This is a genomic window from Microbispora sp. ATCC PTA-5024 (genome assembly GCF_000511135.2).
Lineage (GTDB): Bacteria > Actinomycetota > Actinomycetes > Streptosporangiales > Streptosporangiaceae > Microbispora > Microbispora corallina.
Window position 1 is genome coordinate 359,742 of record NZ_KI866525.1, and the last position, 20,955, is coordinate 380,696.

Here is a 20,955-nt window from a genome sequence, read left to right on the forward strand (position 1 = left end):
CGTCGAAACGACGCGCGCGGGCGGACGGCGCGCAGGCGGCCCGGCTCGCCGGGCCGCGGGACCGGGATCGAGGGACGACGCGGGCGGGCCTGAAGCGCGGCGCCGGGATCGGCCGGACGCGCGCCCGGGTCAGGAGGACAGCCTCAGCGTGACGTACGGGACCGTGTCGCCCGGCAGCACGTACCGCTCGATCTCGGTGAAGCCGTTCGCCAGCGCGAACCGCAGCCCGTCGGTGTTCGACGCCAGGACGACCGTCTCGATCACGCCGGCGCCGAGGTCGCGCGCCTGCGCCAGCCCCCGTGCGTACAGCCGTCCCCCGATCCCCTGCCGCCGATGGGCGGGCAGCACGCGGGCGATCACGGTGGCCGCGGGCTCGTCGCCGGTGGGCGGGCGCACGGTGGTGCAGCCCACGAGGACGTCCCCGAGGTAGGCGACGTCCAGCAGGTACCGCCCGGCGCGTTCGCGCACCTCGTCGAGCGACAGGACGCCGGTGGGGATGATCTGGTTGTGGACGTGCCGCCAGTCGCGCAGCGCGGCGTCGCCGGACACGCGTTCGATGCGAAGATCGGACATCGCACCAGGAGAGCGCCCCCGTCCCCGGCGCGTCAAACGGATATGCGCCCCTCGCGCGCGGCGGCGGTCCGTCACTATGATCACGGCGTGGAACGACTGGAGCGGGTCCCCGACGGCGTGGACGCCTCCGTGCCGAGCTCGGCGCGGGTGTACGACTACCTCCTGGGCGGCAAGGACAACTACGCGGTCGACCGGGCGGTGGCCGAACGGCTCCTGGCCCTCGCCCCCGACACCCGTTCCGTCGCCAAGGCGAACCGGGCGTTCCTCACCCGGGCCGTGCGGTTCATGGCGGCCGAGGGGATCCGGCAGTTCGTCGACCTGGGCACCGGCATCCCGACCTCCCCCAGCGTGCACGAGCTCGCCCGGGAGACGCACCCGGCGGCCCGGGTGGTGTACGTGGACAACGACCCCCTGGTGAAGGTGCACAACGACGCCCTGCTGGGCGGCGACGAGGGGATCGCCACCATCGAGGGCGACATCCGCCGGCCCGACGCCATCCTCGCCGACCCGGCGCTCCGGGCGCTGGTCGACTTCTCCGAGCCGGTCGGGGTGCTGTTCGTCACCGTCCTCCACTTCGTGAGCGACGAGGAGGGCGCCTACGACGTGGTCGCCCGCTGGCGCGACCGCATGGCCCCCGGCAGCCACGTGGCCATCTCCAACATGTCGGCCGGCAGCGATCCGGAGGCCGTCGAGAGCCTGGCGGCGGCGACCGCGCACACCCCCGCCCATTCGACGTTCCGCACCCACGAGCAGCTGCTGCGGTTCTTCGACGGGTTCGAGCTGGTGGAGCCGGGCCTGGTGCCCGTCCAGCGGTGGCGCCCGACCATCGACTCGGTGCCGACCCGGATGGTGGTCGAGGGCGGCGTCGGCCGCAGGCCCTGACGGCCCCCTCCGGACCCCGCCCGTCCCGCGCACCCGCGGCCCCTCCCCGGCGGGCCGCAACGCGTACGCTGACCACCATGGGACGGGCGAATGACGAGGCGGCCGCGGCGCTGCAGGAGTACGCCGAGCTGTTCGCGCTGAACGGCGGCGACGCGTTCCGCGTGCGGAGCTACCAGAAGGCGGCCAAGTCCATCGCGGGGTTCCCCGGCGACCTCAGGGAGACCGACGTCCGGTCGATCCCGGGCGTCGGCGAGGCCATCGCCAAGAAGGTCGAGGAGTTCCTGGAGCGCGGGAGCTTCCGCCAGCTCGACGACCTGCGGGCCCGGGTGCCCGACGGGGTGCGGCGGCTGACCCGGATCCCGTCGCTCGGGCCGAAGAAGGCGCTGTTCCTGTACCAGGAGCTCGGCATCGACTCGCCGGCCGCGCTGGCCGCTGCCATCGAGGGCGGCCGCCTGGCCGGGCTCAGGGGCTTCGGTGCCAAGACGGAGGAGAACCTGCTCAAGGGCATCGACCAGCTGGAGCGCTCGGGCGACCGCGTCCACCTCGGGGTTGCCATGGACCTGGCCGAGCGGGTCATCGCCTCGCTGCCCGCGCAGCGGATCGCGTACGCCGGGTCGCTGCGCCGGATGCGCGAGACCATCGGCGACGTCGACATCCTGGCGGTCGGCCCGGCCGACCTGATGGAGCTGTTCGCCCGCCAGCCGTACGTCACCGAAGTGATCGCGAAGGGCGAGCGCAAGACGTCGGTGCGGACCGACCGCGGCCTCCAGGTCGACCTGAGGATCGTGCCGGCCGAGTCGTGGGGCGCCGCGATGGTCTACTTCACCGGCAGCAAGGAGCACAACGTCCACATCCGCGAGATGGCCGTGAAGAAGGGGTGGAAGCTCTCCGAGTACGGCCTGTTCGACGGCGACGACCGGCTCATCGCCTCGGAGACGGAGGAGGACGTCTACGCGGCGCTCGGCATGCAGTGGGTGCCCCCCACGCTGCGCGAGGACGGCGGCGAGGTCCAGGCCGCGCTGCGCGGCGAGCTCCCCCGGCTGGTCGAGGTGCACGACCTGCGCGGCGACCTGCACACGCACACCGACCTGACCGACGGGATCGCCTCGCTGGAGGACATGGTCGCGGCCGGCGCGATGCGCGGCTACTCCTACTACGCGGTGACCGACCACGCGCCCGACCTCGCCATGCAGCGGATGACGCTCGACAAGGCCCTCGCCCAGCGGGCCCGCGTCGCCGAGCTGCAGCGCGACTACCCGGACATGCGGCTGCTGCACGGCAGCGAGCTCAACATCGCGCCCGACGGGTCGGTGGACTGGCCGGCCGAGGTGCTGGCGGGCTTCGACGTGTGCGTCGCCTCGGTCCACTCGCACTTCACGCAGTCGCGCGAGGAGATGACCCGCCGGTTCGTCACGGCCTGCGAGAACCCCCACGTCCACGTCATCGGGCACCCGACGACGAGGAAGATCGGCAAACGGCCTCCGGTCGACGCCGACTGGGACGCGGTGTTCCGCGCCGCCGCCCGCACCGGGACGGTGATGGAGATCGACTCCTACCCGGACCGCGCCGACCTGCCCTCGGACCTCGTGCGGCTGGCCCGCCACCACGGCGTGAAGTTCTCCATCGACAGCGACTCGCACGCCATCCCCCATCTGGCCCACCAGCGGTACGGCGTGGGCATCGCCCAGCGGGCCTGGCTCACCCCGGACGACGTGGTGAACACCTGGCCGGTCGAGCGCCTGCTCGCCTACCTGCACAAGGACTGACAGGAGTCCCAGCCGGCGGAGACGTTGTATCTCTGGCGCTCCTGCGCGTGGATCACCCCGTACCGCTCGCGTGGGAGCCTGATCATCGCCTCGGCCCGCAGGAAGGGGGCCGAGGGCCTCTGGCAGTTCCGATTCCGGGAGTTACGGTCCGCCGATGAACGACCTCGACGTCGACCAGGGCCGCCGCGCGCCTGCCCACGATAAGGTCACCATCCGGCGCACCCGGGATGAAAGTTTCACCACATCTCATCGGAACGGTTCGACGGCGTCACGGTAAGAGCCAGGCGGCGGGCCAGCGTGGCCCTCGCGTCCGGGAGATGTTATCCACGTACTTGACGCGCGGACCTTCATTGATTTTGACTCCGCACTATCCGTTAACCGTCGAATCGATTCGGAAACTAACCGATGTTAGCGTTAACACGCGCCTGGCCAGGCCTGCCGCATCGGTGCCGTCCGGTCATGATTCCTGGTTGAGAGAAGAAGGCATGATGCTTTTCGGGAGCCTGAAAAGGACGCTCGCGGCCGGGGCGAGTGCGTTGCTCGCCACCGCCTGCCTGGTCGGCGGTGGTGGGACAGCCCAGGCCGCGACGTCGCAACCGTGTGACATCTACGCTGCGGGCGGGACGCCGTGTGTGGCGGCGCACAGCACAACGCGTGCCCTGTACGCGGCCTACAACGGCCCGCTCTACCAAGTCAGGCGCGCGTCCGACAACACCACCCGGGACATCGGGGTGCTGAGCGCGGGCGGAGTCGTCAACGCCGCCACGCAGGACTCCTTCTGCGCCAACACGACCTGCGTCATCACGATCATCTATGACCAGTCCGGCCGCAACAACCGCCTCACCCAGGCGCCTCCCGGCTACTGGAAGGGCCCCGCTGCAGGCGGATACGACAACCTCGCCGACGCGAAGGCGGCCCCGATCACCATCGGCGGCCAGAAGGCCTACGGTGTCCGCGTGGAGCCCGGCACCGGCTACCGCAACAACACCACCAACGGCGTCGCGACCGGCGACCAGCCCGAGGGCATCTACGCCGTCGTCGACGGCACGCACTACAACCAGTGGTGCTGCTTCGACTACGGCAACGCGCAGACCGATGGCCAGGCCGACTCCCCCGCCATCATGGAGACCGTCTACTTCGGCGCCGACAAACAGTGGGGCTACGGGGACGGAGCCGGTCCCTGGATCATGGGCGACCTGGAGTGGGGACTGTTCTCCGGGGTGAACGCGGGCTACAACAGCCTCGCGCCGATCAACCACCGTTTCGTCACGGCCATCGTCAAGGGCGAGCCGAACCACTGGGCGATCCGGGGCGGGGACGCGCAGTCCGGCGGCCTGACGAACTACTTCGACGGGCGGCGCCCCAACGGCTACAACCCGATGAAGAAGGAAGGCGCCATCCTGCTCGGCGTCGGCGGCGACAACAGCGTCTCCGGCCGCGGCACCTTCTTCGAGGGCGTGTTGACCTCCGGCTATCCGAGCGCCGCCACCGAGGACGCCGTACAGGCCAACATCACCGCCGCCGGCTACGCACCGGTGGGCGGTGGCACCCCGCAGCAGAACGTCCAGATCGTGGGCGCCCAGTCCGGCCGGTGCGTCGACGTGCCGAACGCCAGCACCACCAACGGCACCCAGGTGCAGTTGTGGGACTGCGGGAGCGGCACCAACCAGCGGTTCACCTACACATCGGGCAAGAGCCTGCAGGTGTACGGCAACAAGTGCCTGGACGCCTACGGGCAGGGCACGGCCAACGGCACCCAGGTGATCATCTGGGACTGCAACGGCCAGACCAACCAGCAGTGGAACGTCAACTCCAACGGCACCATCACCGGCGTGCAGTCCGGGCTGTGCCTCGACGCCAACGGGGCCGGCACCGCCAACGGCACGAAACTCATCCTGTGGTCATGCAACGGACAGGCCAACCAGCGGTGGACCCTGCGCAGCTGACTCTGCCCGTCTGGTTCGACGCATGAGGGCGATCGGGTGAGAGGGTCGCGGGCTAAGCCGTGGTCAATACATCTAGCGCGTCGATGCCGCCCAGGCGGGTATCCAGGAGGTCGCGCTTGCCGAGCTGTTCGATCGCCTTGGTGGATCGGTCGGTGAACTGTCCCTGCTCTCGGTGTCGGCGTTGCGTGCGGTGCAGAACACGGCCACCAGCGCGACCCCGAAACCGAGCCGTCCGCGTCGAGGTGAGCGACGACCGCGGCGCCACCTGGCGGCCGGTCCGCCTGACCGACGCCGGCCCCTCCTGGACCCGCTGGCGGTACGCCTGGTCCCCGCCCGGTCCCGGGCCGTACGCGCTGACCGCCCGGGCGACCGACGAGACGGGCGCCGGCCAGCCTTTGCGGACGGCGTACAACACCTTGGGTTATCTCTTCGACGGCCTTGTGGAGCATCCCGTTACCGTCGTCGGCTGAGCGGGAATGTCACCCCGCACAGCTGGGCGGACGGCTCGTTGACAACGGGGGGCCGGGGCGCGCGCTGAAGGAATCTCCCGGAGATGGCGGGGAAACGTCCCGGCAATCGCGTGCCGTGATGATGGCGTCTCGGGAGGAGAGCAGGAAGGACCGGCCATGCGCCAGCTGACGGCACTCGACGCGCAGTTCCTGAGCGTGGAGTCGGCCACCACGGCCGCCCACGTCGCCGGGGTCGCCATCCTCGACCCGTCCACCGCCCCGTCCGGCGCCGTCACCCGGCGCCGCCTCGTCGACCTGCTGCGCGAGCGCGCCCACCTGGCCCCGCCGCTGCGGATGCGGCTGGCCGACGTGCCCCTCGGGCTCGACCGGCCCTACTGGGTGGAGGACCCGGCGTTCGACCCCGACGCCCACGTGTACGAGGACACGCTGCCGGAGCCGGGGGACGACCTGCAGCTGGCCGAGCACGTGGCGCGGCTGCACGCCCGGCGGCTCGACCGGCGGCGCCCGCTGTGGGAGACCCACCTCGTGCACGGGCTGGCCGGCGGCCGGGTCGCGGTCTACACCAAGGTGCACCACTGCGCCATCGACGGGGTGTCCGGCTCGGAAATCCTCGTCTCGATGCTCGACCCCTCCCCCGAGCCGCGGCTGGTCGAGGTGCCGCCGCACGACGCCCCCGAGCCGGCGCCGGGGCTGCTCGCCATGCTGGCCGGCGCGATCACCCGGTCCATCGTCCAGCCGGTCGAGACGCTCTGCTCGCTCGCGCGGGCGGCGGCCGACCTCGACGCGATGCCGGTCGTCTCGGCCCTGCCCGACGCCCGACGCGTGGCGCAGGCGGCCCGCGCGATCGCCGGCGACGCCCGGCCGCTGCCGCAGGTGCCGCCGCTCGCCGCGCCGCGCACGCCGTTCAACGGGCCGATCTCCGGCGACCGCGTCATGTCGTTCGGGACGATCCCGCTGGCCGAGGTCAGGGGCGTGGCCAGGGCGTTCGGGATGAGCCCGAACGACGTCGTCATGACGCTGTGCTCGTCGGCGCTGCGCCGCTGGCTGGAGGCCCGCGACGCGCTGCCCGACCGGCCGCTCGTGGCGGCGGTCCCGGTCGCGCTGCGGGCCGGAGCGGCCGGCGCGATGGGCAACCGCATCTCCGCGATGATCACGCCGATGGCGACCGACGTCGCCTGTCCCCGTGAGCGCCTCACGGCGGTGCGCGGCGCGATGGCGGCGGCCAAGCGGCGGTACGCCGTCTCCCGCAGGACCTGGCTCGACGACGTGTGCTCGATCGTCCCCGCGCCGGTGGCGGCGCTGGCCACGCCCGCCGTGTTCCGCCTCGCGGGCGTCACGGGCGCCGGGGTCAACCTCATCGTGTCGAACGTGCCCGGCCCGCGACGGCCGCTCTACATGTGCGGGGCGCGCATGGTGGCCTACCACCCCATGTCGGTCGTCACCGACGCCACCGGCGGCGTCAGCATCACGTGCGCGTCGTACGACGGACGGCTCGACTTCGGGATCGTCGCCTGCCCCACCCGCATGCCCGACGTGTGGAGCCTCATCGGCCACCTGCGGGACGCCATGGACGAGCTGCTGGAGCTGGCGCGGGAGGAGGAGCCGGCCGACGACGTGCCTGACGTGCCCGGCACGCCGGAAGCGGCCGCTGGGTCCGGCGGGCAGGACGGGACCGGCGAGCGGCTGGAGAAGGTCCCCGCCTGACGACGAAGCCGCCCCGCCCTGTCGTGCCGGGCCGTCGCTCCGCTCGTCGTCCTCGCCTCGTCTCGGGCCGCTCGGCGTCCGGGGTACCGCACAGGGCGCCCGGCGCCGCTCGGGCACTAGCCGGCACTATCCCAGGGCATGGGCGATCAGCTCCGCGACCGCGTCGGGATCGATGTGGTGGCCCGTCAGGAGGCACAGGCTCTCCTGGTAGAGCAGGACGGCGGCGAACGTCGCGGCCGCGGCCTCCAGCCGGGCGGCGTCGCCGCGGCCGCCCGGCAGCGCGAGCTCCAGCGCGAACCGGGCCCGCCGGATGATCTCGGCGTTGAGCCGGCCGAGCCGTTCGCGCACCGACCTGTGGGTGTCGGCCTCCCGGAACAGGATGCGCCGCATGGCCGGGGAGGCGCGCAGCGGCATCCGGCGGGCCAGCCGCGACAGCGTGCCGGCGGCGTCGCCGGGCAGCGCCTCCACCTCCTCCTCCGTCACCAGGGTCCGCTCGTCGACGAGCGAGATGAGCACGTCGATCTTGCGGGGGAAGTAGTGGAAGACCAGGCCCTTGGGCACCCCGGCCAGCTCGGCGATCCGGGCCGTCGGGGTCGCCTCGTAGCCGCCGCCCGCGAACAGTTCCTCGGCGGCGTCGAGGATGCGGGTGCGGGCGTCGCCGTCCGTCTCCCGGTCCCTCTTTCGAGAACGCGACCATGCCTTGGCGGTTTGGAGAGGGCTGTCCACAGGCCAGACGATAACCAGATCGGTGCTCCAGCACCATGACGCGACGGACAGGGCACCCTGTACGCGCGCGAGGGCCCGGCCGCGCGGCCGGGCCCTCGGCGTACCGCATCGGGGGTCAGAGGGAGGTGGCCTTCTCCGCTCCCACGCCGGTCAGCGAGCGGACCTCGATCTCGGCGTACTTGGACGCGTTGTACTCCTTGCTGAGAACCGTGCCGAGGTACCCGCACAGGAAGCCGATCGGGATCGAGAAGATGCCCGGGTTCGACAGCGGGAGCAGGTGGAAGTCGGCGTCGGGGAACATGGAGGTCTCCGCGCCGGAGACCACCGGCGAGAAGATCACCAGGACCACGGCGGACACGAGGCCGCCGTAGATGGCCGCCACCGCGCCCGCCGTGTTGAACCGCCGCCAGAACAGGCTGTACAGGATCGCCGGCAGGTTGCCCGACGCGGCGACCGCGAAGGCCAGAGAGACGAGGAACGCCACGTTGAGCGACTGGGCGAAGACGCTCAGCGCGATGGCGACCGCCCCGATGACGAACGCCGCGATGCGGGCGACCACCAGTTCCTGGCCCTCGGTGACCTGGCCGCGCTTGAACACGTGGGCGTACAGGTCGTGCGCGAAGCTCGACGACGAGGCCAGCGTCAGGCCGGCGACGACGGCGAGGATCGTGGCGAACGCGACCGCCGCGATGACGGCGAGCAGGATCGTGCCGCCGACGTCGCCGAAGATCTGCCGGCCGATCTCGTCGGCGAGCAGCGGGGCCGCCGTGTTGCCCGACTTGTCGATCTTGCCGTGGCCGACCAGGGCCGCCGCGCCGAAGCCGAGGACGAGCGTGAGCAGGTAGAACACACCGATGATGCCGATGCCCCACAGGACCGACTTGCGGGCCTCGCGGGCCGTCGGGACCGTGTAGAAGCGGATCAGGATGTGCGGCAGTCCGGCCGTGCCCAGCACCAGGGCCAGGCCCAGGCTGATCAGGTCGATCTTGCCCCAGGTGCCCTGGGCCTCCGTGCCGTACTTGAGGCCGGGGATGAGGAACTTGGCGCCCTTGCCGCTCTGCGTCGCCGCGTCGCCGAGCAGGCCCGACAGGTTGAAGCCGTACTTGCCGAGCACGAGCAGGGTGATCAGGGCCGCGCCGGTCATCAGCATGACGGCCTTGACGATCTGCACCCAGGTGGTGCCCTTCATCCCGCCGAACACCACGTACACGATCATCAGCAGGCCGACGCCGATGATCGTCCATACCTTGCCGGCCTGGGAGGTGACGCCGAGCAGCAGGCCCACGAGGGCGCCCGCGCCGACCATCTGGGCCAGCAGGTAGAAGATGCTCACGACGATCGTGGAGACGCCGGCCGCCGTGCGCACCGGGCGCGGGGACATCCGGAACGCCAGCACGTCGGCCATCGTGTACTTGCCCGAGTTGCGCATGAGCTCGGCGACCAGCAGCAGCGCCACCAGCCACGCCACGAGGAAGCCGATCGAGTAGAGGAACCCGTCGTACCCGGACAACGCGATGATGCCCGCGATGCCGAGGAACGACGCGGCCGACATGTAGTCGCCGCCGATCGCGAGGCCGTTCTGCACGCCGCTGAACGACCGGCCGCCGGCGTAGAAGTCGGTGGCGCTCCTGGTGTGCCGGCTCGCCCAGAACGTGATGGCGAGCGTGCCGGCGACGAAGAGCAGGAAGAGGATCGTGGACAGGGTCTCGTGGCTCACTGGACGCGCTCCTCGACGTCGTGGCGGAGCTCGTCGGCGAGCGGGTCGAGCTTGGCGGACGCGTGCCGCGAGTACGCCCAGGCGATGAGGAACGTCGACACGAACTGCAGGATGCCGAACACCAGCGCCACGTTGATGTTTCCGAACAGCTTGGTGCCCATGAAGCCGCGGGCGAAGCCGGACAGCACCACGTAGAGCAGGTACCAGGCCAGGAACGCGACGGTCATCGGGAAGGCCCAGGAACGGTACCGGCGGCGCAGCTCCTGGAACTGTTCCCCGGACTGTATCTGCTCATAGACCGATGAATCGTGCTGGACGGTCACATGGCCTCCTTCGACATGTGATGGGGGATCACCCCAACGTAGGAGCGCGCGCCGCCGCTTACGAGACCTCCGCCGCGCCCCGTCGCCCAGCCGCACCGGTCGCTCGTTCACATGGCCGCGCCGTGCGCCGAATGGTCCGTTGCGCGCGCCGAACGGTAGATCCCGCCGCACCCCCGGCGCCGGACGTCACATGAAGCGGGGCCGCCAGTCGCCGCGGTCGACGTTCAGCGTGTCGGGGGTGTGCAGGCGGACCATCGTGCGCGCCACGCCGCGCGGCACCCGGCCGGGCGTCACGAGCGAGACCACGACCATGACCGTGAACGACACCGGCACGGTCCAGGCCGCGGGCTCGGCCAGCAGGGCCTCCGGCCAGCCCGTGCGCGGCCCGCCCACGATCGTGGCGAGGACCGCCGCGCAGGCCAGCCCCCCGCCCACGAGCAGCCCGCAGATCGCGCCGGTCGTGGTGAGCCTGCGCCACCAGATGCCGAGCACGAGCAGCGGGCAGAACGACGAGGCCGCCACCGCGAACGCCAGCCCCACCACGGTCGCCACCGGCAGCGACCGCGCCGCGCCCGCGAGCGCCAGCGGCACGACCGTGGCGAGGACGGTCGCGAACCGGAACGAGCGCACACCGCCGCCGAGGAGGTCCTGGGCGATCACCCCGGCCACCGAGACCGTGAGCCCCGACGACGTCGACAGGAACGCCGCGAACGCCCCCGCCGTGACCAGGGCCGTCAGCAGGTCGCCCACCGCGCCGCCGACCAGGCGCCCGGGCAGCGCGATGACGACCGTGTCGGTCGCCGGCAGCCCGTACACGCGGCCGAGGAACCCGTAGACGGCGGGCATCAGGTAGAACGCGCCGAGCAGCGACAGCACCACCAGCGTCGTTCGCCGGGCCGCCCGGCCGTCCGGGTTCGTGTAGAAACGCACCAGCACGTGCGGCAGCCCCATGGTCCCGAGGAACGTCGCCAGGATCAGCGAGTACGTCTCGTACACCGGGTGCTCCCTGCCGTGCAGCGGCAGCGCCCACGGATCGCCGGGCGGCAGCGTGCGCGGCCCGTCCGACCACCACACGATCAGCATGAACACCAGCGGCACCGCGAGCGCGGTCAGCTTCAGCCAGTACTGGAACGCCTGCACGAACGTGATCGACCGCATGCCGCCCGACAGCACGTTGGCCGCCACGACGACGGCCACGAGCAGGCTGCCCGCCCACGGCGGCGCGCCGGTGACCGTGCGGAACACCAGCCCGGCGCTCTGGAACTGCGGCATCAGGTAGAGCCACCCGATCAGCACCACGAGCACGCTCGACGTCCGGCGGACCGCCATCGACTCCAGCCGGGCCTCCGCGAAGTCGGGCAGCGTGTACGCCCCCGACCGCCGCAGCGGCGCCGACACCAGCACGAGCAGCACCAGGTAGCCGCCCGTCCAGCCCACCGGCAGCCACAGCATGTCCGCGCCGTACGTCAGAATGAGCCCGGCGACGCCGAGGAACGACGCTGCCGACAGGTACTCACCGCCGATCGCCGAGGCGTTCCACAGCGGCGACACCGTGCGGGAGGCCACGTAGAAGTCCGACGTCGTCCGCGACATGCGCAGCCCGAACGCGCCGATCAGCACGGCCGCCAGCATCGACGCGACGATGGCGACGATCCCGCTCATCGGTTCCGGCCGCTCACCGGCGCTCCACCAGGTCGGCGAAGTCCCGTTCGTTGCGCTCGGCCTGCCGCACGTAGAACCAGGCGCCCGCGACGAACGCCGGGTAGATGAGCCCGGCCAGCACCAGCCACGGCAGCGGCACGCCGAGCAGCCGCGCGTCGCGCAGATCGGGGACCAGCAGGAACAGCAGCGGCAGCCCGCCCACCACGCAGGCGAGCACCGTGCACACGAACAATGCCAGCCGGAACTGGGTGCGGATCAGTGACCGCATGTACACCTCGCCGAGCTCGGTCTGCTCGTCGATCTCCCTGGTCAGCGGGTGCCGGGGCCGGCGGGCGGCGGCCGTGCGAGGGCTCGTCACCACGACCCGGCGGGGCCTGCCCGTCACGTGCCCGTCCCCTCACCCCTGCGGGCCCGGCGCACCAGGAGGTCGCGCAGCTCGCGCGTGTGGCGGCGGCTCACCGGGATCTCGGTCTCCCCCACCCGTACGACGCACTTGCCGGAGTCGATGTGCAGCTCGTCGATGTGCTTGACCGCCACCAGGTGGCTGCGGTGCACGCGCAGGAACCCGGCGGTCGCCCACCGCTCCTCCAGCGTGGCGAGCGGGATGCGGACCAGGTGGCTGCCGGTCGCCGTGTGCAGCCGGGCGTAGTCGCCCTGGGCCTCGACGTACCGGACCTCGGTGCTCGCGACGAACCGCGTCACGCCGCCCAGCTCCACCGGGATCGTGTCCGCCTGGGGCGGGCCGCCCGGCTCGGCGCGGCTGCCGCACACGCGGCGGATCGCCTCGGCCAGCCGTTCGGGCCGCACCGGCTTGAGGAGGTAGTCCTCGGCCTTCAGCTCGAAGGCGTCGACGGCGTGGTCCTCGTACGCGGTGACGAAGACGATCTTGGGTGGCCGGGTGAACTGGGTCAGCAGCCGGCCGAGCACCACTCCGTCCAGACCCCGCATGCGGATGTCGAGGAAGACCGCGTCGACCGGCCTGCCGTCCGCCATCGACCGGTCGAGCAGCCGCAGCGCGGCGGCCCCGTCTCGGGCCGTCAGCACGTCGGCGATGCGCGGGTCCGCGCGGAGCAGGTAGGCCAGGTCCTCCAGCGCGGGCTGTTCGTCGTCCACCGCCAGGACCCGCAGGCCGCTCACGACCACCCCTCTCACGGAACAATCCCCTAGAGAGTGATGACCCGGACATCGGAAAGTCAACGCCCGCCGCCATCACGACCGGGTCACAGCTCGCCGTCTCCCGTTCAGCTGGCGGACACGCCCGGATGGTACTTGGGCACCCGGACCGTCACCTTCGTGCCCGCGCCCTGGCCGGTCTCGACCACCAGGCCGTACTCGTCGCCGTACACCTGGCGCAGCCGCTCGTCCACGTTGGCCAGGCCGATGCCGCCCGCGCCTGACCGGTCCTCCCCCGCCAGCACCCGGCGCAGCCGGTCGGGGTCCATGCCGATGCCGTCGTCCTCCACCGTGATGCCGCACTCCGCCCCGGCGTCCTCGGCCACGATCGTGATCCGGCCGACCCCCGGCTTGCCCTCCAGGCCGTGCCGTACGGCGTTCTCGACGAGCGGCTGCAGGCACAGGAACGGCACGGCGACCGGCAGCACCTCGGGGGCGATGCGCAGCGTCACCTGGAGCTGGTCGCCGAACCGCGCCCGCTCCAGTGTCAGGTAGCGGTCGATCGAGCGCAGCTCCTCGGCCAGCGTCGTGAAGTCGCCGTGCCGCCGGAACGAGTAGCGGGTGAAGTCGGCGAACTCCAGCAGCAGCTCCCGGGCGCGTTCCGGGTCGGTGCGTACGAACGACGCGATCGTGGTCAGCGAGTTGTAGATGAAGTGCGGGGAGATCTGCGCGCGAAGCGCCCGCACCTCGGCCTCCATCAGCATCGTCCGGGACCGGTCGAGCTCGGCCAGCTCCAGCTGCGAGTCGACCCACCGCGCCACCTCCTGCGCAGCCCGCACCAGCCCCGCCGAGGCGTGATCCCCGTACGCCGCGAGCGAGCCGACGACCCGGTCGTCGGTGGTCAGCGGGACGACGACCGCGTGCCGGACCGGGCACTCCGGCCGGTAGCAGTCGAGCGCGAGCACCTGCGTGCGGCCGTCCTTCAGCGTCCCGGCCGCGTGCTCGAACGCGTCCCGGGCGTGGTGCTCCCCCGCGCCGTCGTAGACGAGCAGCTCCTCGCCGTTCGTGATGGCGATCGCCGGCGAGCCCAGCAGCTCCCGGATGTGCCGGGACGCCTTGAGCGCGCCCGCCTTGGTCAGCCCGGCCCGCAGCGGCGGCGCGGCCAGCGACGCCGTGTGCAGGGTCTCGAACGTGGCCCGCTCGGCCGGGCTGCTGCCCAGGTCGCGCCGGCCCCGCAGCACCCGCCACAGCACGACCGCGGGCACGCTCACGAGCGCGGCGACGACGAGCGCGGCGACGAGCGGTTCCACGCCGCCGGAGCCTACTGCGTCCGGCCGCCCCACGCCTCGGCCGGCCTGGGTCGCGCGCCGGGTGCGGCTCGGGTACGCGGGGTGCGGCTCACGTGCGCGGTGCGGCTCAGGCGGGCGGGGTCGCCCGCATGAAGGCGGCGACGGCCTCGCCGAGCTCGCGGCCGGCGTCCTCCTGCAGAAAGTGGCCGGCGCCCTTGACGACCGGGTGGTCGAGACCGGCCGCGCCCGCCATCGACCGCTTCAGGATGGGCGCCATGCCTCCCGTGATCGGGTCGCCGTCCGAGAACGCGACGAGGAACGGCAGGCCGAGCGTGGTCAGCGCGGCCCAGGCCGCCCGGTTGGCGGGGGCGGCGGGATCGTCCGGCGACGTCGGCACCAGGCCCGGCATGGCGCGCGGCCCGGCCTTGAACTCCTCCGAAGGGAACGGCGCGTCGTACGCCCGCCGCACCTCCTCCGGCAGCCGCGTGGCGCACCCGGCCTGGACGAACCGGGCGACGTCGAGCACCGGGGCGTTCTGGACGGCCTCCCGGAACCGGTGCCAGACCTCCGGCATGGGCACGTCGCCCGTCGGGAGCCCGGTGTTCGTGGCGACGACCCGGGCGAAGCGGTCCGGGTGCTCGGCCACGAGCCGCAGCCCTATCAGGCCGCCCCAGTCCTGCCCCACCAGCGTCACACCGCTCAGGCCGAGGGCGTCGAAGGCGAGCGACCTCACCCACTCGACGTGCCGGGCGTACGTGTGGTCCTCCCGGGCGGCGGGCTTGTCCGAACGGCCGAACCCGACGAGGTCGGGCGCGATCGCACGGAACCCGGCGTCCGCCAGGACCGCCATGACGCGCCGGTACAGGAACGACCAGCTCGGCTCGCCGTGGAGCAGCAGGACAGGCTGCCCGCCGGCGGGCCCCGCCTCCACGTAGGCCATCCGCAGGCCGTCGGTCACCTCGGCGTACCGCGGCTCGTACGGGAAATCGGGTAGTCCGGTGAATCGTTCGTCGGGGGTCCGGAGCACGTCCATAGAACGACATTCTGCCCCGGATCCCACCGGCCGGACGCCTTTACAAAGTAGATCAGAAGGTGGTGTCGAGCGCGGAGCGCACCCGGGCGGCGTAGTCCTCGATCTCGGCCTCGTCGGCGTACTTCACCCGCGGCCAGAAGAAGCCGCGCAGGCCGTCCTTGCGGTTGCGCGGCACCACGTGGACATGCAGATGGGGCACGCTCTGGCTGATCCGGTTGTTCATCGCGACGAACGTGCCGGCCGCCTCGAGACCCGCCTCGACGGCCCGCGCGACCGCCTGGACGCGCAGGAAGAACGGCCCGGCCGCCTCGGCCGGCAGGTCGGACAGGGTCTCGACGTGCCCGTTCGGCACGACGAGGACGTGCCCCTTGAACACCGGGCGGCTGTCGAGGAAGGCCGCCGCCACCTCGTCCGACAGCACCACGTGCCCCGGCTTGTCCCCGGCCGCGATGTCGCAGAACAGGCAGCCGGGCCTCAGCTCACCGATCATGTCACCAGCCGAGGGAGGACTCGCCGCTGATCAGGGACCTCGCGATGATCAGGCGCTGGACGTCGTTGGTGCCCTCGCCGATCGCCATGAGCGGCGCGTCGCGGTAGAGCCGCTCGACCGTGAACTCCTGCGAGTACCCGTACCCGCCGTGGATCCGCATGGCCTCCATCGTGGCACGCAGGGCCACCTCGGACGCGAAGTACTTGGCCATCGCGGCCTCGGCCTTCACCGGCCCCGCCTCCGACCTGACCGCCGCCCAGTACGTCATGAGCCGGGCCGCCTGGATCTCCGTGGCCATGTCGGCCAGCTTGAGCTGGATCGCCTGGAAGTCGGCGATCGGCTGCCCGAACGCGTGCCGCTCCCTGGCGTACCCGAGCGCCGCCTCGTACGCCGCCTGGGCCACCCCGACCGCGCGGGCGGCGATGTTCAGGCGGCCGAGCTCCAGCGCCGACAGCACCTGCTGCATCCCCCGCCCCTCGACGCCGCCGAGCAGCCGGGAGACGGGCACGCGGACGTCGGTCAGCACGACCTCGCACGTCTCGGTGCCCTTGTAACCGAGCTTGGGCAGGTCGCGGCTGATCGTCAGGCCCTCGCTCGACCCGTCGACCAGCAGCACCGACATCCCCCGGTGGGCGGGGGTCTCCAGGGAGGTCTTCACCAGCACGGGCAGCGGGTCGGCGTGCCGGGCGTTCGTGATCCACGTCTTGGTCCCGCTGACCACGTAGTGGTCGCCGTCCCGTACGGCCCGGGTGGCGATGCCCTGCAGGTCGGTCCCGGCCCCCGGCTCGGTCAGCGCGATGCCGGTGCGCCGGACGCCGCTCGCCAGGTCGGGCAGGTGGTGCCGGCGCTGCTCCTCCGTGCCGTACCGGGCGATCATCCACGTCGACAACGAGTGGGAGCCCAGCACCCCGGCCACGCCCATCCAGCCCCGCGCGATCTCCTCGAAGACCAGCGCGAACGACACACGGTCGAGGTCGAGCCCGCCGTACTCCTCGGGGACCGCGATCCCGAACAGGCCCAGCTCGGCGAAGCGGGCCACGATCTCCGCCGGGTAGCGTCCGCTCCGCTCCCACTCCGCGGCGACCGGGACGATCTCCTTCTCGACGAACTCGCGCAGCGTCCGCTGGAACAGCCGCTGGTCCTCGTTCAGCTCGACGTCCATCACGTCCCCATCGGATCGCTGGAGGGGGCCGTCGCCGCCCGCCTCCGAAGCCGGCAGTCCACGGCCCCCATCGTCGCACCTACGACCGCGGCTCCGGGCGTCCGGGCTGGTCGCCCCTCGCCTCGGCGTAGGCCCGCGTGGGCACCATGACCCTGCGGCGGAAGACGCAGACGACCGTGCCGTCCTGCGTGTGGCCCCGGGTCTCGACGTGCACGATCCCCCGGTCGTCCTTCGAGCGGGACGGCCGCTTGTCCAGCACGGTCGTCTCGCCGTAGAGGGTGTCGCCGTGGAAGACCGGGGCGAGGTGCCGGAGCGACTCGACCTCCAGGTTGGCGATCGCCCGGCCCGAGACGTCCGCGACCGACATCCCGAGCAGCAGGGAGTAGACGTAGGTGCCGACGACCACGTTGCGGCCGTGGTCCGTTGTGGCGGCGTAGTGGGCGTCGAGGTGCAGCGGGTGGTGGTTCATGGTGAGGAGGCAGAACAGATGGTCGTCGTACTCCGTGACCGTCTTCCCCGGCCAGTGTCTGTAGACCGCGCCGACCTCGAACTCCTCGTATGTGCGCCCGAACCCCATGGCCAACTCCTTCGCGCCGGTGGAGGGCCACGATAGGAGCGATCATCCGTGCCCGTCACGTCGTCGGGGGACGCGGCGGGCGATCAGCTTCCGTGCGCCGGCGCGCCCGTGCCGGCCCCCTCCACGCCGCCGCTCCCGCGGCCCGCGTCCTCGTCCCCGGGCGCCGCCTGCTCCAGGCCCGCGTCGGCCGTGTCGTCCTTGGGCGGGTCACGCGGCTCGACGTACGGCTCGGCCGCGGGCTCGCCCTCGGCGATGCGCCGGCCGCGCTGCAGCTCCGCGTCGAGCTCGGCGCCCGCGAGGACGACCATGTTCGACAGCCAGAGCCAGATGAGGAAGACCACCACCGCCGCGAGCGTGCCGTACGTCTTGTTGTACGAGCCGAACCGGGCCACGTAGAGCGCGAACCCGGCCGAGACGATCAGCCAGAGAACGACCGCGAGCAGGCTTCCCGGGCTGAGCCACCGGATGCCCGGCTGGCGGACGTTCGGCGCCGCGTAGTAGAGCAGTGTGATCATGGCGGTCGCGAGGATCACGAGGACGGGCCACTTCGCGATGTTCCACGCGGCGACGGCGACGGGACCGAGGCCCAGCAGGTTTCCCGCGATCTCGGCCAGGCGGCCGGTGAACGTCACGGCCACGGCCGAGGCCGCCATGAGGATCACCAGGAGCAGCGTTAGCCCGACCCGCAGCGGGGTGACCTTCCAGAACGGGCGGCCCTCCCGGATGTCGAAGATCGCGTTGCTCGCCCGGATGAAGGCCCCGATGTAGCCGGAGGCCGCCCACAGGGCGAGCAGCAGGCCGCCGATCGCGAACACCCCCGCCGTGCCCTGGCTGCGCTGGACGTTGGCGAGGCCGGTCTGGATCAGCTGCTGGACCGGGCCCGGCGTCAGCGACCGGATGTTGCCCAGCATCGGGCCGATCGCGTCCTGGCCCAGCAGGCCGAGGATCGACACGAGCACGATCAGCCCGGGAAAGATCGAGAGGACGGCGTAGTAGGTCAGGGAGGCGGCCCAGTCCTGGACGTTGTCGTCACGGAACTCCTTCGCCGTGCGCTTGGCGACTCCGACCCAGTCCTGGCGCGTGAGCCGCCTCCACGGGCCCGGCACGTCCTCGCGATCCGTCGTCATCAGCCGGCGAACCTCCGCCTGCGCATCGCCTTGATCGCCTGCATCTTCCGCATCGCCCTCGTCATGGGCGCCCGCATCCCGCGCTCGAGCGCACCGCGACGCGTTCCGAACAGCCCGGTGCGGCCCGTCACGCGGGCGAGCACGCCGCCGCGCCTCCCGCCCATGAGCCCGGTCCTGCGCATCCCCCGCGTGATCATCCCGCCGCGCGTGCCGCCCATGCTGCGTATCTCACGCATCCGGCGCGCGATCAGGTCGCCGCGCGTCCTGCCCTTGAACGGGGTGCGGCCCATCCCGTGAAGGAGCGCCCGGCCGCCCGCCCCGCGCGCGTACGGGGTACGGCGCCCGGCCCTGGCCCGGGTGAACCGGCGCAGCACCAGCAGCCCGGTCACCGCCGCGCCCGCCGCGGCGAGCACTCCCGGGCGCCGCCTCGCGCCCTGGGCGGCCTTGACCGCGGTGTCCCTGACCTGCGCGGGCGTCGCCTCGCGGACCCGGTCGGCCATCCCGGCCGCCTTCGCCCTGGCCGCCATCGCGGTCTCGTGGACGCGCTCCTGCGCGCGGGCCCGCACGTCGGCCTTGGCGGCCAGCGCTTCGATCGTGTCGCCCAGGTGGTCGCGGGTGCGCTCGATCTCCTCCCGCACCTCGCTGATCTCGTCCCGGTCCCCGGCCTCGTCCTTCGCCAGGTCCCTGGCCTGGGTGCGCGTCGTTCCCCGGTCCTCGTTCGCGGCCCCGCCCGTGTGATCGTTCATGTGCCTCTCGCCTTCCCTATGGGAACTCCCGGTCCCCCCGGACCCTGCGGACTCCCCGGCGTCCCGGCCTCTCCGCCCCCGTTCCAGCGCCTCGGCGGTCCGGGTCCCCGGGCTCGCGGGCGTCTCACTTCGTGCGCCCGCGCGCTCCCGGGCCCGGCTCGCCGAGCCGGCCGGCACGCCGCTCGTCGTATCGCTTCTCGTGCCGCCCGGCTCGCCGCCCTCGGCGCTCTCGGCGGCTTCGGCGGTCTCGGCGGTCTCCACGGCGCGGCGCTGTGTCACCGCGTTCAGCGACTCGGTGTCGATGACGGGCTCGGTGGCGGGCTGCCGGTGCACCCCGACCTCTCCGGCCGTGGGCTGCGCGGCCCCCGGCTCCGCCTCGGTCATCGGTGCGCACTCCCCTTCACGGCGTCGATGTCGGCCCTGATGCTGCGCATCGCCTCGTCGGGCATGGGCGGCGTCGCCTGGGTCACCTGCTGCTTGCCCACCAGGCCGACCACCCCGGCCAGGACGAGCAGCGCTCCCCCGACGATCGCGGCGCTCGCCCAGCCGGGCAGCACCCGCGCGAGCGCCATGATCACCGCCGCCACGAGGGCGCCGCCTCCGAACAGCGCCAGGACTCCCGCTCCGCCGAGCAGGCCGGCGCCGACGCCGGCACGCTTGCCCTTCTCCGTCATCTCCAGCCGCGCCAGGCGCAGCTCGTCGCGGACGAGGCGGGAGACGTCCTCGGACAGCCGCCGGACGAGTTCGCCGGTGGACAGCGTCTCCATTTGGTTGGTCATGGCCTGCCTCCCTTCCGGGTCGGGAAGGCGCCTACCCGCAGCCGGGAGCCCTAACCACGCGCGGGAAGCGGGTAACAGGTGGGTGACGACAGCTGAAAGTTTCAACCACCGGGGCGCGGGGGCGGGGCCGATCCATGGCAAACACCCTGCAAGGGGCCATAGCTCACGGTCACGCACGGTCACCGGGTGAGGCGTACGCAACGGGCGATTGACATCCCCGGGGCCCAATCCACAATCCTGTGGTGGGAGCGCTCCCATCGTACCGGTTTCGATCCACCATCGCCCGCATCGGCGGCGAAAGCCGTTACCTGGCATTTCTGTGCCCGATGCATCCATCCCCAACGCAGTTTGGAGACCCCCCACAAATGCGCACGAGAGCTCTTAGTACGGGAGCGCTCCCACGATCGCGGAAACGCATCGCCTGGGTAGCGGCGGCCACCGTGTCCGGGGGCCTGCTCACCGGGCTGGCGCAGACGCCGGCGTCCGCGGCCGTGGCGTGCAACGTCACCTACACCACCAACGACTGGACCTCGGGTCAGGGTCAGGGCGGCTTCACGGCCAACGTCACCATCAAGAACCTGGGCGACGCGCTCAACGGCTGGACGCTGCGGTTCGCCTTCCCCACCTCCGGCCAGCGGCTGACGCAGGGCTGGTCGGCGACGTGGAGCCAGAGCGGCACGGCCGTCACGGCGCAGAGCATGTCGTGGAACGGCAACCTCGGGAACGGCGCGTCCACGGACATCGGGTTCCAGGGCACGTGGAGCGGGAGCAACCCCAAGCCCACCTCGTTCAGCGTGAACGGCGTGACCTGCGGCGGCACCCCCACCCCGACGCCGACCCCCACCCCCACGCCGACCCCCACGCCGACGC

Annotated in this window: 21 protein-coding genes; 6 read left to right on the top strand and 15 right to left on the bottom strand. The window is 72.2% G+C overall.

Annotation, left to right across the window (positions count from 1 at the left end; genetic code table 11):
• Window positions 1–129 precede the first annotated feature (129 nt).
• On the bottom strand, window positions 130–573 hold the full coding sequence (locus MPTA5024_RS27645; RefSeq protein ID WP_036329971.1) for a GNAT family N-acetyltransferase: 444 nt from the start codon (window positions 571–573) through the stop codon (window positions 130–132).
• A gap of 87 nt (window positions 574–660) precedes the next feature.
• Between MPTA5024_RS27645 and MPTA5024_RS27650 the strand changes: the two genes are divergently transcribed.
• The 5 genes from MPTA5024_RS27650 to MPTA5024_RS27670 all read left to right on the top strand — a co-directional run bounded on the left by MPTA5024_RS27650 (window position 661) and on the right by MPTA5024_RS27670 (window position 7,341).
• Window positions 661–1,455: an SAM-dependent methyltransferase gene (locus tag MPTA5024_RS27650; protein WP_157099762.1), complete on the top strand. Its 795-nt coding sequence runs from the start codon at window positions 661–663 to the stop codon at window positions 1,453–1,455.
• A 77-nt stretch (window positions 1,456–1,532) separates the two neighbouring features.
• The gene (gene polX / locus MPTA5024_RS27655) at window positions 1,533–3,221 is read left to right on the top strand and encodes a DNA polymerase/3'-5' exonuclease PolX (protein WP_036329973.1); all 1,689 of its coding nucleotides are present in this window, start codon (window positions 1,533–1,535) and stop codon (window positions 3,219–3,221) included.
• Between the two features lie 488 nt (window positions 3,222–3,709).
• Window positions 3,710–5,167: an arabinofuranosidase catalytic domain-containing protein gene (locus MPTA5024_RS43845; protein WP_269750646.1), complete on the top strand. Its 1,458-nt coding sequence runs from the start codon at window positions 3,710–3,712 to the stop codon at window positions 5,165–5,167.
• Window positions 5,168–5,409: 242 nt separating this feature from the next.
• On the top strand, window positions 5,410–5,637 hold the full coding sequence (locus tag MPTA5024_RS27665; RefSeq protein ID WP_036329975.1) for a hypothetical protein: 228 nt from the start codon (window positions 5,410–5,412) through the stop codon (window positions 5,635–5,637).
• A gap of 156 nt (window positions 5,638–5,793) precedes the next feature.
• A complete protein-coding gene (locus MPTA5024_RS27670; RefSeq protein WP_084370061.1) occupies window positions 5,794–7,341 on the top strand; it encodes a WS/DGAT/MGAT family O-acyltransferase in 1,548 nt (515 codons plus the stop codon).
• Window positions 7,342–7,467: 126 nt separating this feature from the next.
• Here MPTA5024_RS27670 and MPTA5024_RS27675 read toward each other — a convergent pair whose 3' ends face one another.
• The 14 genes from MPTA5024_RS27675 to MPTA5024_RS27740 all read right to left on the bottom strand — a co-directional run bounded on the left by MPTA5024_RS27675 (window position 7,468) and on the right by MPTA5024_RS27740 (window position 20,085).
• Window positions 7,468–8,067, bottom strand: a complete 600-nt coding sequence (locus tag MPTA5024_RS27675) for a TetR/AcrR family transcriptional regulator (protein ID WP_051458759.1) — start codon at window positions 8,065–8,067, stop codon at window positions 7,468–7,470.
• A gap of 115 nt (window positions 8,068–8,182) precedes the next feature.
• Window positions 8,183–9,784 (bottom strand): solute symporter family protein, encoded by a 1,602-nt coding sequence (locus tag MPTA5024_RS27680; protein ID WP_036329977.1) that lies wholly within the window; start codon window positions 9,782–9,784, stop codon window positions 8,183–8,185.
• Window positions 9,781–10,107 (bottom strand): DUF485 domain-containing protein, encoded by a 327-nt coding sequence (locus MPTA5024_RS27685; RefSeq protein WP_036329980.1) that lies wholly within the window; start codon window positions 10,105–10,107, stop codon window positions 9,781–9,783. Before MPTA5024_RS27685 ends, MPTA5024_RS27680 begins: the two co-directional genes overlap by 4 nt.
• A gap of 186 nt (window positions 10,108–10,293) precedes the next feature.
• The gene (locus MPTA5024_RS27690) at window positions 10,294–11,769 is read right to left on the bottom strand and encodes a sodium/solute symporter (protein ID WP_036329982.1); all 1,476 of its coding nucleotides are present in this window, start codon (window positions 11,767–11,769) and stop codon (window positions 10,294–10,296) included.
• 13 nt (window positions 11,770–11,782) lie between these two features.
• Window positions 11,783–12,154 carry a membrane protein gene (locus MPTA5024_RS27695; protein WP_036329984.1) on the bottom strand — a complete coding sequence of 124 codons (372 nt, stop codon included), beginning with the start codon at window positions 12,152–12,154 and terminating at the stop codon, window positions 11,783–11,785.
• Window positions 12,151–12,906: a LytR/AlgR family response regulator transcription factor gene (locus MPTA5024_RS27700; RefSeq protein WP_051458869.1), complete on the bottom strand. Its 756-nt coding sequence runs from the start codon at window positions 12,904–12,906 to the stop codon at window positions 12,151–12,153. Before MPTA5024_RS27700 ends, MPTA5024_RS27695 begins: the two co-directional genes overlap by 4 nt.
• A gap of 104 nt (window positions 12,907–13,010) precedes the next feature.
• Window positions 13,011–14,192 (bottom strand): sensor histidine kinase, encoded by a 1,182-nt coding sequence (locus tag MPTA5024_RS27705; RefSeq protein WP_036329986.1) that lies wholly within the window; start codon window positions 14,190–14,192, stop codon window positions 13,011–13,013.
• Between the two features lie 106 nt (window positions 14,193–14,298).
• Window positions 14,299–15,204: a haloalkane dehalogenase gene (locus MPTA5024_RS27710; RefSeq protein WP_036329987.1), complete on the bottom strand. Its 906-nt coding sequence runs from the start codon at window positions 15,202–15,204 to the stop codon at window positions 14,299–14,301.
• Window positions 15,205–15,256: 52 nt separating this feature from the next.
• Complete coding sequence (locus tag MPTA5024_RS27715) at window positions 15,257–15,694, bottom strand: HIT family protein (protein WP_198167431.1); 438 nt, start codon at window positions 15,692–15,694, stop codon at window positions 15,257–15,259.
• A 1-nt stretch (window position 15,695) separates the two neighbouring features.
• The gene (locus tag MPTA5024_RS27720) at window positions 15,696–16,856 is read right to left on the bottom strand and encodes an acyl-CoA dehydrogenase family protein (RefSeq protein WP_036329988.1); all 1,161 of its coding nucleotides are present in this window, start codon (window positions 16,854–16,856) and stop codon (window positions 15,696–15,698) included.
• 79 nt (window positions 16,857–16,935) lie between these two features.
• On the bottom strand, window positions 16,936–17,433 hold the full coding sequence (locus MPTA5024_RS27725; protein WP_036329989.1) for a MaoC family dehydratase: 498 nt from the start codon (window positions 17,431–17,433) through the stop codon (window positions 16,936–16,938).
• A gap of 83 nt (window positions 17,434–17,516) precedes the next feature.
• Complete coding sequence (locus tag MPTA5024_RS27730) at window positions 17,517–18,560, bottom strand: YihY/virulence factor BrkB family protein (RefSeq protein WP_063794788.1); 1,044 nt, start codon at window positions 18,558–18,560, stop codon at window positions 17,517–17,519.
• Entirely contained in the window at window positions 18,560–19,690 is a 1,131-nt protein-coding gene (locus MPTA5024_RS44365; RefSeq protein ID WP_051458760.1) for a DUF3618 domain-containing protein, read from the bottom strand. Before MPTA5024_RS44365 ends, MPTA5024_RS27730 begins: the two co-directional genes overlap by 1 nt.
• Window positions 19,687–20,085: a phage holin family protein gene (locus MPTA5024_RS27740; protein ID WP_036329990.1), complete on the bottom strand. Its 399-nt coding sequence runs from the start codon at window positions 20,083–20,085 to the stop codon at window positions 19,687–19,689. Before MPTA5024_RS27740 ends, MPTA5024_RS44365 begins: the two co-directional genes overlap by 4 nt.
• A 440-nt stretch (window positions 20,086–20,525) precedes the next feature.
• Here MPTA5024_RS27740 and MPTA5024_RS27745 point away from each other — a divergent pair.
• On the top strand, window positions 20,526–20,955 hold a 430-nt coding region (locus tag MPTA5024_RS27745), incomplete at its 3' end, for a cellulose binding domain-containing protein (protein ID WP_036329991.1).

What these genes read in the sequence shown, in the direction of transcription:
- MPTA5024_RS27645 (WP_036329971.1), bottom strand. Translation starts at nt 573, where the DNA reads ATGTCCGATCTTCGCATCGAACGCGTGTCCGGCGACGCCGCGCTGCGC.
- polX (WP_036329973.1), top strand. Translation starts at nt 1,533, where the DNA reads ATGGGACGGGCGAATGACGAGGCGGCCGCGGCGCTGCAGGAGTACGCC.
- MPTA5024_RS43845 (WP_269750646.1), top strand. Translation starts at nt 3,710, where the DNA reads ATGCTTTTCGGGAGCCTGAAAAGGACGCTCGCGGCCGGGGCGAGTGCG.
- MPTA5024_RS27670 (WP_084370061.1), top strand. Translation starts at nt 5,794, where the DNA reads ATGCGCCAGCTGACGGCACTCGACGCGCAGTTCCTGAGCGTGGAGTCG.
- MPTA5024_RS27690 (WP_036329982.1), bottom strand. Translation starts at nt 11,769, where the DNA reads ATGAGCGGGATCGTCGCCATCGTCGCGTCGATGCTGGCGGCCGTGCTG.
- MPTA5024_RS27710 (WP_036329987.1), bottom strand. Translation starts at nt 15,204, where the DNA reads ATGGACGTGCTCCGGACCCCCGACGAACGATTCACCGGACTACCCGAT.
- MPTA5024_RS27715 (WP_198167431.1), bottom strand. Translation starts at nt 15,694, where the DNA reads ATGATCGGTGAGCTGAGGCCCGGCTGCCTGTTCTGCGACATCGCGGCC.
- MPTA5024_RS27720 (WP_036329988.1), bottom strand. Translation starts at nt 16,856, where the DNA reads ATGGACGTCGAGCTGAACGAGGACCAGCGGCTGTTCCAGCGGACGCTG.
- MPTA5024_RS27725 (WP_036329989.1), bottom strand. Translation starts at nt 17,433, where the DNA reads ATGGGGTTCGGGCGCACATACGAGGAGTTCGAGGTCGGCGCGGTCTAC.
- MPTA5024_RS27730 (WP_063794788.1), bottom strand. Translation starts at nt 18,560, where the DNA reads ATGACGACGGATCGCGAGGACGTGCCGGGCCCGTGGAGGCGGCTCACG.
- MPTA5024_RS44365 (WP_051458760.1), bottom strand. Translation starts at nt 19,690, where the DNA reads ATGACCGAGGCGGAGCCGGGGGCCGCGCAGCCCACGGCCGGAGAGGTC.
- MPTA5024_RS27740 (WP_036329990.1), bottom strand. Translation starts at nt 20,085, where the DNA reads ATGACCAACCAAATGGAGACGCTGTCCACCGGCGAACTCGTCCGGCGG.